Raw genomic sequence first — 14,610 nt, 5'->3', positions numbered from 1 at the left:
ATCTCTGCATATAGCTTCGTTAAATAATAGTCTGATGGTATGAGATGCTTCGACAGGCTCAGCATGAAAATGGGTTGGTATGAGATGCTTCGACAAGCTCAGCATGACAGGGGATGGGATGAGATGCATCGACAAGCTCAGCATGACAATGGGAATCAAGCGTTTATCGGATGGTTTCGTTGGTAAAACTCTTTGCCATTCCGACCGAAGTGGAGGAATCTCTGCATAAAGCTTCGTTCAATAATAGTCAGACGGTATGAGATGCTTCGACAGGCTCAGCATGACAATGTGAGTCAGGCGATTATCAGATGGTTACGTTGGTAACACTCCCTGTCATTCCGACCGAAGTGGAGAGATCTCTGCATAAAGCTTCGTTCAATAATAGTCAGACGGTATGAGATGCTTCGACAGGCTCAGCATGACAGGGGATTGGACAGGGTTTTCTCGAAATGTTTTCACTATTTTCATGTTAAAATACATTAAATATACTACCTTGTGATACAAGGTATTCTATTATGCCATATTTTTGCTGTATTCTAATAAAATAATAACGATTTGATGTAACATTTTGTATTTCATTTGCGTCTTATTATGTAAAAGCTTAAATAAAATAGAAGAATGATTGAATTAAGAGGGGTTAACAAAACGTATTTCAATGGAGCACCTTTACATGTACTTAAAGGTATCGATCTTGATATTGAAGCGGGAGAGATGGTTTCGATAATGGGTGCTTCCGGTTCAGGGAAATCCACCCTTTTGAATATCCTCGGTATTCTTGATACGTATGATACCGGTATCTATAAACTGGATGGTCAGTTGATAATGGATCTGAGTGAAAGCCGCGCGGCCGAATTAAGGAATACCATGATTGGTTTTATATTCCAATCTTTTAATCTGATTTCATTTAAGAATGCGATGGAAAATGTTGCGTTGCCTTTATATTATCAAGGGATTAAACGCAAGAAAAGAAATGAAATGGCTCTTGAATACTTAGATATGGTAGGTTTGAAAGAATGGGCGCATCACATGCCAAGTGAAATGTCCGGCGGACAAAAACAGCGTGTGGCTATTGCCCGTGCACTAATTGCTAAACCGCGTATCATTTTGGCTGATGAGCCTACAGGAGCATTAGATAGTGTTACTACTGTTGAGGTAATGGAGCTGCTCCGTAATGTGAATGCTGAAGGCATGACAATGATCATTGTTACGCATGAGCAATCGGTGGCCGACGCGACAAACCGGATAATCCGGGTGAAAGACGGATTGATCGAAAACGAAGAAGGAGCGCACTATGTTTGATTTTGAAAATACCCGTGAGATATGGAGCACAATTAAAAAGAATAAGCTCCGTACTTTCCTGACAGGCTTCTCTGTGGCATGGGGTATTTTTATGCTTATCGTGTTGCTTGGAGCAAGTAATGGCCTTCGCAACGGGATTATGCATAATTTCCGTAATATGTCGATGAATAAAGTGGAGGTTTGGACGCGCTATACGACCATGCCGTATAAGGGCTTACCGACAAACAGACGTATTCAGTTTACAGAGAAAGACTATCATGCCATCGGGCGTGAACATCCGGAAATTGAACTTCGCTCGGCAACGGTATCCAGATCTGATACGATTTCGTTTGGTGAAGAATATGTGAATGGAAATCTTGATGCTATTTTCCCGGATCATGCGAAGATAAATTACGTAAATGTAAATGCCGGAAACGGACGTTTTATAAATGATCTGGATATTAAAGGGCGACGCAAGGTAATTGTTATCAGTCCGCGTATGAGTGAGGTCTTGTTTCGTGATGTGAGTCCGCTGGGGCAATATGTGAAAGCTGGGCAAACAATGTATCAGGTGGTTGGAGTCTATAACGATGAGGATAAAAGTAACAACGCGCCCGCATACATTCCATTTTCTACCGGACAATTACTTTACAATAAAGGATATGGCATCAATAATTTGACCTTTACCTTAAAAGGGGTGGTGACCGAGGAAGAGAATAAAGCTTTTGAAGAACGCTTCAGGGCATCGATGGGACGCAGGCATCAATTCGATGCGGCAGACCGAAATGCGATTGGTATGTGGAATACGGCTAATCAGTTCCGAATGATGAACGGGATGATGAACGGAATTTCGTTCTTTATCTGGATTGTCGGAATCGGTACGCTGATGGCAGGTATCGTGGGGGTTAGTAACATCATGCTGATCACCGTGAGAGAGCGTACACGTGAATTTGGTATTCGTAAAGCGATTGGCGCTAAACCATCATCTATCCTGAGCCTGATCATTTTCGAATCAATTATGGTAACAGCCGTGTTTGGATATATAGGCATGCTTGGGGGCATTACCCTGACAGAAGCAATCAATTATGGGATGGAGATGGCACAGGCCGCGGCTCCGGCAGCTGGTGTAAACCCGGGAGAGAATACGAGTGTATTTCGTAATCCGACAGTTAGTCTTGGTATCTCCTTGTCCGCTACACTATTAATTGTCATTGCAGGGGTGTTGGCCGGGTATTTTCCGGCAAGGAAAGCGGTCAAAGTCTCCGCGGTAGAAGCCATGAGGCATGAGTAACTATTATAATACACTAAAGAACAATATACATGTTTGACGCAGACAGATGGGTAGAGATATGGGTAACGATTACCCGTAATAAAACACGTAGTGTGTTGACCTGCTTCGGGGTATTTTGGGGAATTCTGATGCTTGTTATCCTATTGGGTTCAGGAAACGGAATGAAAAACGGCATGTTTGCCGGCTTAGATGGATTTGCCACTAATTCGGTGTTTATGTGGACTGATCGTACCAGTGAACCTTTTAAAGGATTTAACAAAGGTCGTCTTTGGAATCTACGAAACAGAGATGTTGATGCCATAAAAAAGAATGTTCCCGGCGTAGAATACATTTCACCCATTATCTGGGGAGACCGTTCGGACAAGAACGTGGTTTATGGTCAGTTGGCCGGAACTTATACTGTGAAGGGTTTATTCCCTGAATATTTCAATATTGAAAGTCAAAAAATGCATTATGGTCGTGTTTTTAACGAGATAGACCAATTGGAGAAGAGGAAAGTTTGTGTGATCGGATCGGAAGTTAATGAGGTTTTGTTTAACGGTGCTGATCCCTGCGGTAAATATATACGCGCAAACGGACTTTATTATCAGGTGATCGGTGTTGTTGAAGCGAAAGCTCAGAACATTAGTATCGGAGGGCGTTCAACCCAATGTGTTTTCATTCCCTTCTCAACTATGCAGCAAACCCTGAATCAGGGAGATATTCTACATTTCCTCACCTTGAGTATTAAAAGAGACTATAATGTGAAGCAGGTGATTGACGAATGTACCGGGCTGATCAAGGCGCAAAATGAAATTTCTCCTACTGATCCTCAAGCTGTTGGTCTTGTTAACCTGGCAGCTGAGTTCGCCACATTTAACAACCTTTTTACAGGGATAGACATCCTGGTATGGCTTGTGGGTATGGGTACTTTATTGGCCGGAATCATCGGAGTAAGTAATATTATGATGGTAACTGTAAAGGAACGTACAAAAGAAATCGGTGTTCGCCGCGCGTTGGGTGCTAAGCCGTTCAATATAATTTCGCAGGTAATGAGTGAAAGTTTATTGCTTACCTCTATGGCCGGACTTTTGGGGCTTAGTCTTGGGGTGTTTATCCTTGATCTGGTTGATAAGGTCATCTCCGCGCAGCCACCTTCACGAGGCACTTTCTTCCTTCATCCGGAAGTAAGCATTGATACAGCCATTGCTGCTACTGTAGTGTTATTAATCAGCGGATTACTTGCAGGTCTTATTCCGGCATGGAGAGCGATGCAGATTAAAGCCATCGACGCAATCAGAGAAGAATAAATATAAGAAACAATAAATAAACAGATACATCATCATGAAGAATCGCATTGTAAAGAAAATCTTGCGTATCGTGTTGCTTACTTTGGTTGGGGCAGCGGTAATTGGAACATTCTACTTTTTGTGGAAAAAGGCACAACCGGTGATAACCGTATATGAAATTGTGACTCCTGCAAATGATACAATACAAACCAAGACCGTAGCTACCGGTAATGTGGAGCCACGTTATGAAGTATTGATTAAGCCGCAAATCTCCGGAATTATCTCTGAGCTGACGAAAGAAGCCGGACAAATGATCAAAGAAGGTGAAATCATTGCCAAAATTAAAGTTATCCCTGAAATGGTTCAGCTGAATAGTGCCGAATCACGTGTGAATGTGGCAAATATCTCGCTAAAACAGGTGGAAGAAGTATATCAACGCGATGAACAATTGTTTCAAAGTGGCGTGATTGCTAAGGAAGATTTCGAGGCGTCAAAGTCAAACTACCTGAAAGCGAAGGAAGAACGCGACAACGCGCAGAGTGCATTGGAGATTATTCGCGATGGTATAGCAAAAAACTCTAAAGTTGCCAGTACAACACAGATACGAAGCACGATTACGGGTATGATTCTTGATGTTCCGGTAAAAGTAGGTAACTCGGTGATCCAGTCGAATAACTTCAACGATGGAACGACTATCGCTACTGTAGCGAATATGAACGATATGATCTTCCGTGGTAATGTGGATGAAACTGAAATCGGACGTATCCATGAAGGTATGCCGATCAAACTGACTGTTGGTGCGATGGAAAGTGCAACGTTTGAAGCTATGCTTGAATATGTTTCACCAAAGGGAGTAGAGAAAAACGGTGCTATCCAATTCGAAATTAAAGCTGCTGTTACGATTCCGGATCAGACATTTATTCGTGCCGGTTACAGTGCGAATGCTGAAATTGTGCTGAAACGCGCGGAAAATGTATTGGCTATTCCTGAAAGCTGTGTTGAATTCTCCGGAGATTCTGCCTTTGTGCAGATTGTGAAACAGGAAATTCCGGAACAAAAATTTGAGAAAAAACACGTTAAGACCGGATTGTCTGACGGAATTAAGATCGAGATTACGGAAGGTTTGACAGTAGCCGACAAGATTCGTGGCTCTGCAATCGATCCGAATAAAAAATAATAAACCATTCTAAACGCACGAACATGAAAAGAATCTTATATATCCTACCTGCCCTTCTCATTTCCTGGAGTACGAGTGCGCAGGAAACGACAAAGAAGTGGACGCTGGAGGAATGTATCAATTATGCGATCACCAATAATATTGATCTGAAGCAACAAGATCAACAACGGGCCATTTCCGAGGTAGATCTGAATACAAGCCGTAACAGTTGGTTGCCTGATCTTAACGCATCGGTTGGACAGAACTTCGACTTTGGACGCTCGCCATCAAAAGACGGAACAATAGTGGACCGTAACTCGTCAAACTCCTCTGCTTACTTGAGTCTGAGTATGCCGATCTTCGATGGTTTTAAGATCAAAAATGATATTGCAGCTAAGAAACTTGATCTTCAAGCTGCTACTGAAACGCTGAACAAGGCGAAAGAAGATCTATCAATAGGTGTTGCGTCTTACTTTTTACAGGTGCTTTATACCAAAGAAATAAAAAACGTTGCCGAACTTCAGCTCGACTTAACAACTCGTCAGGTAGCACGAACGGAAGAGTTGGTCAATGCCGGACGTGTTCCATTATCTAACTTGTATGATATTAAGGCACAACTTGCCAAAGATGAATCATCCCTGGTAGAAGCAAGTAATAATGTAGACCTTGCGCTGCTTGATCTTGCTCAGTCTTTGGAATTAGAAAGACAGTCGGCTCAGTTTGAGATCGAAGCACCAACTATTGAAGATGCGATTGATAAATACATCAGCAGCATCGTACCACCAACAAACGTATATGAAAACGCTGTTGCTGTAAAACCACAGATCAAAGCACAGGAGTACCAGTTGGAGAGTAGTAAAAAAACACTCCGGATAGCTCAAGCAGGATATATACCCAAACTCAACCTGAATGCCAGCTACAGCAATGGATATTATCACTACAGCGGTGAAGGAGCAACCAATGTTGGTTTCAGTGATCAGCTAAAGCAAAACGAACGTAAGACGATTGGTTTCAGCCTTTCTATTCCTATCTTCAATCGTTTTCAGGTGCGCAATGGAGTTCGTTCCGCGCGTATCAATATCCTGAATCGGGAGTTGGCACTGGAGAACAGCAAGAAAGTGCTTTACAAAGAAATTCAGCAGGCATACTATAATGCCACAGCTTCGCAGGAAAAATACATAGCATCTGCTAAAGCAGTAGATGCCGGTAAGGAAGCTTTCGCCTATGCGGAAGAAAAATACAAAACAGGCAAAAGCTCCGTTTACGAATTTAACGAAGCAAAAACCAAATATGCGCAAAGCCTTGCCGAACAAGCACAAGCAAAATACAACTTTATATTCCGGGCAAAAATCCTAGACTTTTATAACGGAAACCCGATTACACTTTAAGATTTGTTGATAAATACACATTAAAAAAAGGCAACCTGTGAAGGCTGCCTTTTTTGCTTTTTATGTTGTGGGAGGGACTTACTTTAGTAACGTATCCGGACAGAGATTTGCTCCTTCAATGTCTTTGAAGTAGTTGTAAGTTCCGACTTTTAATTCTGAGCAAGCTGCTTCGTCGCAAACAATAATGCCTTTCTCATGTAGTTGAAGGGCAGTGATGGTCCACATTTGATTTATGGATCCTTCTACTGCTTGCTGTAGCGCGCGGGCTTTTCCGTGACCGTTTACCATGATCAGCACTTCTTTAGCGTCAAGGATTGTTCCTACACCTACGGTTACGGAAGTCTTCGGCACTTTGTTTACGTCGTTGTCAAAGAAGCGTGAGTTTGCGATAATCGTATCGGCGGTCAGCGTCTTTACTCTTGTTCGCGATGATAAAGATGAGCCTGGCTCATTAAACGCTATGTGACCATCCGGACCGATTCCTCCAAGGAACAAATCAACACCTCCGACAGCTTTCATTTTGGCTTCGTAAGCCGCGCATTCAGCTGAAAGGTCAGGTGCATTTCCATTCAGTATGTTTACATTCTCCGGATTAATATCTACCTGATTGAAGAAGTTCGTCCACATAAACGTGTGATAACTTTGTGGGTGATCTTTCGGTAATCCTACATACTCATCCATATTGAATGTAACAACATGCTTGAAAGATACCTTTCCCTGCTTGTGCAGTTCGATCAATCGTTTGTACATGCCCAATGGAGAAGAACCTGTAGGTAATCCAAGAACAAACGGTTTTTCTGCGGTTGGGTTCGCACTATTGATTTTCGAAGCAACATAATTTCCTGCCCAGGCAGATATTTGCGCATAGTCTGGTTCAATGATAAGTCTCATGGTTTGTGTATTTTATTGATTTAATTAATTTCTTTTACTTTTTCGGCAACAGCCTTTCCTAATGCGAGACAAGCCTCATAATTTGTTTCGGCAAGCGCGTGTTTTTGTTCCACAGGTACTCCGGTTGTTTCCCAGTTCATTTTTTCACCAAAAGCCGCGAGTTTTTTAACCGCTGCTCCTGCCCAGGTAAATGAACCGAAATAGCTATAGATTTTATTTTTAATTTCGCGAAGCTCTAATTTGCTCATAACAGATTCAATCTCAGGAAAAACCTGATTTGAATACGTAGGAGAACCGATGATCAGCCCTTTGTATTTGAATACATCACGTAATATATCCGATGCATGACTTTTACTTACGTTATGTAAAACAATATTCTTTATCCCGTTTTCGGATAAAGAAAAGGCAATTGCTTCAGCCATCTGCTCCGTGTTACCATACATACTACCGTAGATAATCGTAACACCCTGTTCACCTTCGTAACGACTTAACCGATCATAAATACCGATAGCTTCATTAATATGTTCACGCCATATCGGGCCGTGTGTGGAGCAGATCGTTTTTACTTCAATACTCTTCAGCTTTTGCAACGCGCGTTGTACCGGATTACCATATTTCCCTACGATACAGGCATAATAGCGATACATTTCATTCCATTCGTATGTGAGATTGATTTCAGAGTCAATAACCCCTCCATCTAATGTGCCAAAAGTACCGAACGCATCAGCAGAGAAAAGTATCTTCTCGGTCGATTCGTAAGCGAACATTACCTCCGGCCAGTGTACCATCGGAGCCATAATGAATGAAAACTCATGCTTTCCTATGTTAAGTGTTGTTCCTTCTTTCACTTCATAGAGTCCTGTGTTTATTCCGTGATATCCTTCCAGCATACTGAATGTTGTTTTATTTCCAACAATCTGTACGTCCGGATATTGTTGACGTAATAAGCGGATACTACCTGCATGATCAGGCTCCATGTGATTTATAATTAAATAATCCAATGGACGCCCGTTCAGCGCGTCTGCGATTTTCTTTAAGAAAACATCAGAATAGCATACATCAACAGTATCTACTAATACGCTTTTTTCGTCAACGATCAGATAAGAATTATAAGCCACTCCATAGGGTAGTGGCCATAAGTTCTCGAAAAATGATTTCTGACGGTCGTTAACTCCAACATAGTAGATATTGTCTGCTATCTCTTTTAATTTATACATAAAACTATACTAATTATTATTTTGTCTTAAGTGCACGCCAAATACTCCAACAGCCCAATATTACAAATGGTATGCTAAGGAGTTGTCCCATGTTCAGCATCATATCGGCTTCGAAGGTTTCCTGATCGTTTTTAAGAAATTCGATAAAGAAACGGCTTGTGAATATTCCGATCATGAAAATACCGAAGATCAAACCTTCTTTTTTATAAGCATCCTTTATAAAATATAACCAAAGACAGATCACAAATGTTATCAAATAACAACCTGCTTCGTATAATTGGGTAGGATGACTGGGAGCTGAGAATATAGGTTCGGCTCCTTGCCTCCAGGCGTGTAAATTCTCTATAAAGCGGAAACCCCACGACTGATCCGTAGGGTGTCCATATACTTCGTGATTCATCAGATTACCAAGACGTATCATTGCCGCAACAAGTCCGGTTGGTACAACTAACTTGTCGAAAGTCCACATCATACTTTTGTGCGTCACCCGTTTCGAATAGAAATACGTACCGATAATAATACCCAGTGTTCCGCCATGGCTGGCCAAGCCTCCTTCCCATATTTTGATTATCTCAAGCGGATTCGCGAGGTAGTACTCCGGTGCATAAAAAAGGCAATGCCCCAAACGAGCTCCGATAACCGTTCCCAATATGGTATAGATAAAAAGTGAGTCCAACCATTTTTCAGGCAGCTGTTCTTTCTTCCACATCTTAGCAACAATCCAATACCCGATGGCAAAACCAACAGCAAATGCAAGTCCGTACCAACGGATCTCACGGGAACCAAAAGAGAAAATGGCTGGGTCAACAGTCCATGTGATGAATGATAACATAATTAAACTAATCTTCTTATTAAATCTTCTTTATCTCCGGCAAGCATATCTATTACGGGGATTTCTATCATAGTATAAGCTCCGGGAGCTTGTTTCATACTTGCGCGAGCAACAGCTACCAATATCTGTGCTGTCAACGCCGGATTGTTGATCTTCATATTAAAGTCGATCAATTGATTCTGCGTTTTTCCGGAAACTCCTTTACGGGTAAGTTGTACGCCATGTCCCATATCGAGCAGGTTTTCAACAGACTCTACCTGCATAACGTGTGTTTCGTCGTGCGCAAAGTAATCATCTGCTTTGATTGCCGCTGCTACTTGTTTGAAATCATAACCGTCTTTCACTTCAATGTAAACCATGCGGCGATGAATACCCGTACCTACAGGGATTGTCATGCTTAGCGCGGCTTTAACTCCGTCGATAGCTTTCACTGCTACCGTGTGTCCCATACTCATACCCGGACCGAAATTGGTGTATGTAATTCCTTTGGGAACCATGGCTTCCAATAAAGCCCGTACAACAGAGTCGCTTCCGGGATCCCATCCGGCGGAGATGATCGACACCGAATTATGCGCTTTCGCTACTTTATCTAACGAACCGCGTAAATCAACGATACCGCCGTGAATATCAAAACTATCAACCGTGTTAATTCCTAAGGCAAGCATTTCTTTGGCAAAGGCCTCTACTTGTCTTGTCGGAGTTGCCAGAATAGCGACATCTACTTTCTCGAGTTTCGTGATATTGTCGGTTACCTTATACGGTTTTAGTTCCGCAGGAACGTCATCCGGGTTGCGTCTTACAACGCCTGCCACTTCAAAATCACAACTTGCCTCTAAAGCTTCAAGTACATATCGGCCAATATTGCCATAACCAACGATGGCTGCTTTTATTTTTTTCATACAATGCTAAACGTATAATTATTAGAATACAAAGTTAATGATAAATTAAAGTCAGCCCAACGGTTGAAAAATCTGTTTCATTTTTTTATATAATCCAATGGGAATACAGTTTCCTGATTTATGCCTGTAGCCGTGCGTATCCAGGTGCGAAAACTTCTTTCTCCTTCAGTCAGTTCAACTACACGAGCACCATTGGGCAGGTCGTTGTAAACCGTGTCTCCACCGGTGTAACGCCCGAAAGCTAAAAGTATGTTATGCCAGCTCACCGCATAATCGTTATTATGATCATGTCCTACGAATACACCCATCACGTCTCCTGCCTGTTTCATGGCTGTAAACATACCGGTGTTTAAAGCCGGAGGGCATGATTTTTCCCGACGAATGCCGTACAATTGCGCATCTTCAGAAGCGGCTGCCTGTGCGTATTCGGGCAAAGCGATGTGAAAATAAGCTAACGCAGGCAACGGTTTTCCGTTATTCCCTTTCGTAAACTCCGCGCTCTTATTCAAATACCAGTTGATCTGATCAAAATTGATAAAACCATATCCCTTTACATCCGGAATTGTGGAATAAGCGTTAGAGTCGAAACAATACAATAAAGCCTCGGTATCCTTTCCCGTAGCGCCTTTTACCTGAAGGATATAATTACCTACACCCGAAAGATTCGGTTCGTCAGCAGTTAGGCTGTTCGGAAACTCTTCAGACACCTTGATCAGCTCTTCCCTGGTCACGCCAAACTCATCGTCGTGGTTTCCGAAAAGAATAGAAAAAGGAATGTTATGACTTGCCACAGTCTGAAGCACCTTTCTCAGGTTGTCTTTAGCAGGTTTCCCAAAAATTATATCTCCGGTCAGGATGATCATATCCGGTTTTTCATCGCTGATCACCTGGTTGATACGCTCAAATACAATAGCTGATTTCGGTTCCTGATGCTGAACGTGCAGGTCCGTAAATTGAACTACCTTAAACTTCTTGTTCGCGTTGAATTTTAGTTCCGGCTTCTGAGCTGCCGTCAAAAAACTCATACTAAATAATAGAATAAAAGATAGAATGAAGTTGTTTGTAAATCTCATTATGTGTTTGTTTAAGTTTTTATTTTTTCTCGAAAAATGCGTCGAACGCATGTGCCGAAGGTTGGAAATCTAAGCGTTTTACAAATTCGCATGATTCCTTTGCTCCATGTTCACGGTCCATCGCGCTATCTTCCCATTCTACGGATAACGGACCGGTATAATTGATCGAGTTTAATGCCCGGATAATTTCCTCAAAGTTGATTTTACCTCGTCCCATACTTCTGAAATTCCAGAAACGCCGCGGGTCTCCAAACGTTACATAGCCACCGAAAACGCCCGCTTGTTTAAGTTCGTCGCTCCAGTAAACATCCTTCATGTGTACATGGAATATCCGTTCGGCGAAACGATAGATAAAATCAACATAATCCACGCCCTGATAACCTAAGTGACTTGGGTCGTAATTGAACCCGAATGCCGGGTGATAATTTACTGCCTGCAATGCTCTTTCAGCCGTAACTATGTCAAACGCGATCTCTGTGGGGTGTACTTCCAGCGCAAACCGAACGCCTAATTTCTGATAAGCATCTAAGATTGGAGTAAATCGTTTGGCAAAATCTTCGTAACCTTTATTAACCATTTCCTCCGTTACGGGAGGGAAAGAATATAAATATTGCCAGATGGAACTTCCGGTAAAACCCACAACCGTTTTCAAGCCTAATTCGGCAGCTACTTCTCCTGTGCGGATTAACTCGGCAGCCGCGCGCTCACGCACTCCTTCAGGATCACCGTCTCCATAAATGTAATCAGGAAGTATGGCTTTGTGGCGTTCGTCAATATTATCGCAAACAGCCTGTCCAATCAGGTGAGTTGAGATCGTATGAAGCTGTAAGCCATGTTTTTCCAGCAAAGCCTTAATCTTACTAAGATAAGCCGGGTCTTTACTGTGGATATCCAGATGATCAGGAAGACCGAGCTCAAGTCCGTCATATCCAAAACTTTTTGCCTTTTCGCAAACCGTGTTTAAATCCAGGTCACCCCATTGAAGGGAATACAAAGTTACAGGACGTGCCATTTTGTTGTTGTGTTTTAGCAAGTTAATAAAATTAGATTTTTACAAATCTACTAAATTAATGCTTTGTAGGGGTAGAATTACACGCTTTATATTTTAAAATACAAAAAATAAATAGTTCCTTTGCATCCGTGAAAAGCTATAATAATCAAACCTTATAACGAAAAATGAGCAAAGTTAACCTTACTTTCCCAGTCTGTATTTTTGTGTTATTTTTATTTTTTTCCTGTACGCAAACTGAAGAAAAAACCACCGAACAACGATTGTACTCCATAAGTTTTCAATTAATAAAGGATTTTGAAGTACTCCCTTTCTCCCGAACAAAGAGTATCCCGACTAACAAACCCGCAGAGCCTCATGCGAAAGAAGAGCAAGAAAATGCTTCGCTGTTTTCGCAAATAGAATACCTTGTGTATCATAAAGAGAGCGGTTCGGTTGTTAAATCTCAGTCCTTAACGGAGAATAATTCCGATGATTTTGGTATGTATATATACGACCAATTAGAAGCGGGAACTTACACGATCGTTCTGTTTGCACACTCAGCGTCCAACCTGTCTTTGTTGGGCAATGAGGCGCAGTTTCAGGAAATGACGGATGCGTTTTGTGCAACAAAAGATGTAGTCGTAGGGGCGGAAGACGAAGGAGATCCGATAGAAATTACCCTAAAACGCTTAGTTGCAAAAGTGGAGCTTGTAGGAACAAAATCAGTTCCGGCCAATGCAGCTAAATTTATCGTGGAAGTAGAAGAACACTACCGCTCAATCCTGTTGAGAAATGCCGAAACAACCACTTCCGGAACTTTGAAAAAGGAATATCCCCTTGCCGGAGGAATCAATCCGGCAGACGCTCCTGCTTATTCCTTTTATACATTTGTGCCCGAACCAATATCGGGAGATACTGCCTATCTGAGCGGAATTAAGTTGACAACGCTGGATATAAATGAAGACACCCTCCATACAATAAAACTGCGCGCTGTACCGGTGGTAAAGAACCGCGTGACACGTTATTCCGGTAGCCTATATACACCGAATACGTACACCGGAACATTAGCTCTTGATGTGGAAGATTACGGACATTGGCGAGATACAATTAATGTGCCGATTTAATCTTTCTTATATATATCTTGCATGATCAATCCGGCCAGTGTAAAGCCGAACATAGCTGTTGTGTGAGCCATTGTGCCATTTATTTTAGCCTTCAGGCTGCACCATTCATGATTCACAAGATCCGGATCTCCGGGGCCGTTAGTTGTTTTCGGACATAAACATTTCTCTGTGCCGCAAGACATATTGGCTCCTTTATTCTCCAGCAGTTCTTCGCTGAAGACACACTTGAATTTCTTCGCCGGTTTTTCTCCTTTTTTCATTTTTCGTCTCAACGCTGCCGCCAGCGGACAACCCTTAACTTTCCAGAATTCGGCTACCTGGATCTTTAACGGGTCTAATTTTAACGCGGCTCCCATAGAAGAAAAGAAGGTGGCCTGTGTGCGTGTTGCCCTGCGAATCAAATCGGCCTTGTTCTCCAGACTGTCTATCGCGTCGATAATATAATCGTATGAATCCAAGTTGAACGAATCTGCCGTTCCGGCCTCATAAATCTGTTGCAATGCCGTTATTTCAGCAGTAGGATTAATTTCGAGCAGACGACTTTTCAGTACATCCACTTTCACTTGTCCCACTGTTTTGGTGGTAGCCATAAGCTGGCGATTGATGTTCGTTACACAAACGCGGTCGGAGTCAACTATTGTCAGCAGTTTAATACCGGACCGGATGAGGCTTTCCGCGCACCAACTACCTACGCCGCCCACTCCGAATATAATAACCCGCAGGTTACCTATCCTATCCATTATATCATGACCCACCAGTAACTCGGTACGGTTAAATAAAGCACGTTCTATACCCATTTTGCTATGTCTGAATTCGGAGTGCAAAAATACAATATTTCTCAGAGAGGCAAAATAGCAATAAGTCATAATCACCAAAGCCCTACAAAGGCTTGTTTTTATAAGCGCCTACATCAAACTCCGCTGATTTGTATACAATTTTTTTATAATACTATATGAAAAAAAACATATCCTTTATAAATTAAAAAATAACCTTTATGTTTCCAAAAATAACCTTTATGTTTTTATCCATTGAAAATCAATAGCTATTTTCGCACTCATTTTGCCTCATAAATTCCAGTAAAAACAACATGAATTCGTAGGGGCGAAAAACATTCGCCCTTATCCCCGAAACCATCAAAAACACAATTTATTCCCCATGTCATCCTGAGCCTGTCGAAACATCTCATACCAACCCCATTGTCA

Annotated in this window: 14 protein-coding genes; 7 read left to right on the top strand and 7 right to left on the bottom strand. The window is 42.0% G+C overall.

The features are described 5' to 3' along the window. The first annotated feature begins 39 nt into the window (after positions 1-39). From B9Y81_RS15255 to B9Y81_RS02885, 6 genes are all read left to right on the top strand, one after another. Positions 40-186 (top strand): hypothetical protein, encoded by a 147-nt coding sequence (locus B9Y81_RS15255; RefSeq protein ID WP_176221436.1) that lies wholly within the window; start codon positions 40-42, stop codon positions 184-186. Positions 187-618: 432 nt separating this feature from the next. Then, the gene (locus tag B9Y81_RS02905; protein ID WP_085535482.1) at positions 619-1,299 is read left to right on the top strand and encodes an ABC transporter ATP-binding protein; all 681 of its coding nucleotides are present in this window, start codon (positions 619-621) and stop codon (positions 1,297-1,299) included. Then, the gene (locus B9Y81_RS02900) at positions 1,292-2,569 is read left to right on the top strand and encodes an ABC transporter permease (RefSeq protein WP_085535481.1); all 1,278 of its coding nucleotides are present in this window, start codon (positions 1,292-1,294) and stop codon (positions 2,567-2,569) included. Before B9Y81_RS02905 ends, B9Y81_RS02900 begins: the two co-directional genes overlap by 8 nt. A gap of 29 nt (positions 2,570-2,598) precedes the next feature. Then, complete coding sequence (locus B9Y81_RS02895) at positions 2,599-3,858, top strand: ABC transporter permease (protein ID WP_085535480.1); 1,260 nt, start codon at positions 2,599-2,601, stop codon at positions 3,856-3,858. Positions 3,859-3,892: 34 nt separating this feature from the next. Then, positions 3,893-5,014 carry an efflux RND transporter periplasmic adaptor subunit gene (locus tag B9Y81_RS02890; protein ID WP_085535479.1) on the top strand — a complete coding sequence of 374 codons (1,122 nt, stop codon included), beginning with the start codon at positions 3,893-3,895 and terminating at the stop codon, positions 5,012-5,014. Between the two features lie 23 nt (positions 5,015-5,037). Further along, positions 5,038-6,381, top strand: coding sequence for a TolC family protein (locus tag B9Y81_RS02885; protein ID WP_085535478.1), 1,344 nt, complete (start codon positions 5,038-5,040; stop codon positions 6,379-6,381). A gap of 78 nt (positions 6,382-6,459) precedes the next feature. Here the strand turns inward: B9Y81_RS02885 and nagB are convergent, their stop codons facing one another. The 6 genes from nagB to B9Y81_RS02855 all read right to left on the bottom strand — a co-directional run bounded on the left by nagB (position 6,460) and on the right by B9Y81_RS02855 (position 12,305). Continuing rightward, positions 6,460-7,272, bottom strand: coding sequence for a glucosamine-6-phosphate deaminase (gene nagB, locus B9Y81_RS02880; protein ID WP_085535477.1), 813 nt, complete (start codon positions 7,270-7,272; stop codon positions 6,460-6,462). A 20-nt stretch (positions 7,273-7,292) separates the two neighbouring features. Beyond that, positions 7,293-8,489: an FprA family A-type flavoprotein gene (locus B9Y81_RS02875; protein ID WP_085535476.1), complete on the bottom strand. Its 1,197-nt coding sequence runs from the start codon at positions 8,487-8,489 to the stop codon at positions 7,293-7,295. Between the two features lie 16 nt (positions 8,490-8,505). Further along, positions 8,506-9,321 carry a prolipoprotein diacylglyceryl transferase gene (lgt, locus tag B9Y81_RS02870; RefSeq protein ID WP_085535475.1) on the bottom strand — a complete coding sequence of 272 codons (816 nt, stop codon included), beginning with the start codon at positions 9,319-9,321 and terminating at the stop codon, positions 8,506-8,508. Positions 9,322-9,323: 2 nt separating this feature from the next. Further along, positions 9,324-10,220, bottom strand: a complete 897-nt coding sequence (locus B9Y81_RS02865) for a diaminopimelate dehydrogenase (RefSeq protein ID WP_085535474.1) — start codon at positions 10,218-10,220, stop codon at positions 9,324-9,326. Positions 10,221-10,297: 77 nt separating this feature from the next. Further along, positions 10,298-11,293 carry a metallophosphoesterase family protein gene (locus B9Y81_RS02860; protein WP_085535473.1) on the bottom strand — a complete coding sequence of 332 codons (996 nt, stop codon included), beginning with the start codon at positions 11,291-11,293 and terminating at the stop codon, positions 10,298-10,300. Positions 11,294-11,312: 19 nt separating this feature from the next. Next, on the bottom strand, positions 11,313-12,305 hold the full coding sequence (locus B9Y81_RS02855) for a sugar phosphate isomerase/epimerase family protein (RefSeq protein ID WP_085535472.1): 993 nt from the start codon (positions 12,303-12,305) through the stop codon (positions 11,313-11,315). A gap of 164 nt (positions 12,306-12,469) precedes the next feature. Between B9Y81_RS02855 and B9Y81_RS02850 the strand changes: the two genes are divergently transcribed. Further along, entirely contained in the window at positions 12,470-13,408 is a 939-nt protein-coding gene (locus tag B9Y81_RS02850; RefSeq protein WP_085535471.1) for a FimB/Mfa2 family fimbrial subunit, read from the top strand. On the opposite strand, the gene B9Y81_RS02845 is transcribed toward B9Y81_RS02850, so the two are convergent. Further along, positions 13,405-14,205 carry a tRNA threonylcarbamoyladenosine dehydratase gene (locus tag B9Y81_RS02845; protein ID WP_085535517.1) on the bottom strand — a complete coding sequence of 267 codons (801 nt, stop codon included), beginning with the start codon at positions 14,203-14,205 and terminating at the stop codon, positions 13,405-13,407. The genes B9Y81_RS02850 and B9Y81_RS02845 overlap by 4 nt on opposite strands. Positions 14,206-14,610: the final 405 nt, after the last annotated feature.

Source organism: Massilibacteroides vaginae (genome assembly GCF_900178525.1).
Taxonomy (GTDB): domain Bacteria; phylum Bacteroidota; class Bacteroidia; order Bacteroidales; family Tannerellaceae; genus Massilibacteroides; species Massilibacteroides vaginae.
The sequence above is the reverse complement of the archived record's forward strand: the minus strand, read 5'-3'. Positions and strand labels throughout refer to the sequence as shown.

Bases quoted from the DNA above. Each gene is read 5' to 3' on its own strand.
- B9Y81_RS15255 (WP_176221436.1), top strand. From the start codon at position 40: ATGAGATGCTTCGACAGGCTCAGCATGAAAATGGGTTGGTATGAGATG.
- B9Y81_RS02905 (WP_085535482.1), top strand. From the start codon at position 619: ATGATTGAATTAAGAGGGGTTAACAAAACGTATTTCAATGGAGCACCT.
- B9Y81_RS02900 (WP_085535481.1), top strand. From the start codon at position 1,292: ATGTTTGATTTTGAAAATACCCGTGAGATATGGAGCACAATTAAAAAG.
- B9Y81_RS02895 (WP_085535480.1), top strand. From the start codon at position 2,599: ATGTTTGACGCAGACAGATGGGTAGAGATATGGGTAACGATTACCCGT.
- B9Y81_RS02890 (WP_085535479.1), top strand. From the start codon at position 3,893: ATGAAGAATCGCATTGTAAAGAAAATCTTGCGTATCGTGTTGCTTACT.
- B9Y81_RS02885 (WP_085535478.1), top strand. From the start codon at position 5,038: ATGAAAAGAATCTTATATATCCTACCTGCCCTTCTCATTTCCTGGAGT.
- nagB (WP_085535477.1), bottom strand. From the start codon at position 7,272: ATGAGACTTATCATTGAACCAGACTATGCGCAAATATCTGCCTGGGCA.
- B9Y81_RS02875 (WP_085535476.1), bottom strand. From the start codon at position 8,489: ATGTATAAATTAAAAGAGATAGCAGACAATATCTACTATGTTGGAGTT.
- lgt (WP_085535475.1), bottom strand. From the start codon at position 9,321: ATGTTATCATTCATCACATGGACTGTTGACCCAGCCATTTTCTCTTTT.
- B9Y81_RS02865 (WP_085535474.1), bottom strand. From the start codon at position 10,220: ATGAAAAAAATAAAAGCAGCCATCGTTGGTTATGGCAATATTGGCCGA.
- B9Y81_RS02860 (WP_085535473.1), bottom strand. From the start codon at position 11,293: ATGAGATTTACAAACAACTTCATTCTATCTTTTATTCTATTATTTAGT.
- B9Y81_RS02855 (WP_085535472.1), bottom strand. From the start codon at position 12,305: ATGGCACGTCCTGTAACTTTGTATTCCCTTCAATGGGGTGACCTGGAT.
- B9Y81_RS02850 (WP_085535471.1), top strand. From the start codon at position 12,470: ATGAGCAAAGTTAACCTTACTTTCCCAGTCTGTATTTTTGTGTTATTT.
- B9Y81_RS02845 (WP_085535517.1), bottom strand. From the start codon at position 14,205: ATGGGTATAGAACGTGCTTTATTTAACCGTACCGAGTTACTGGTGGGT.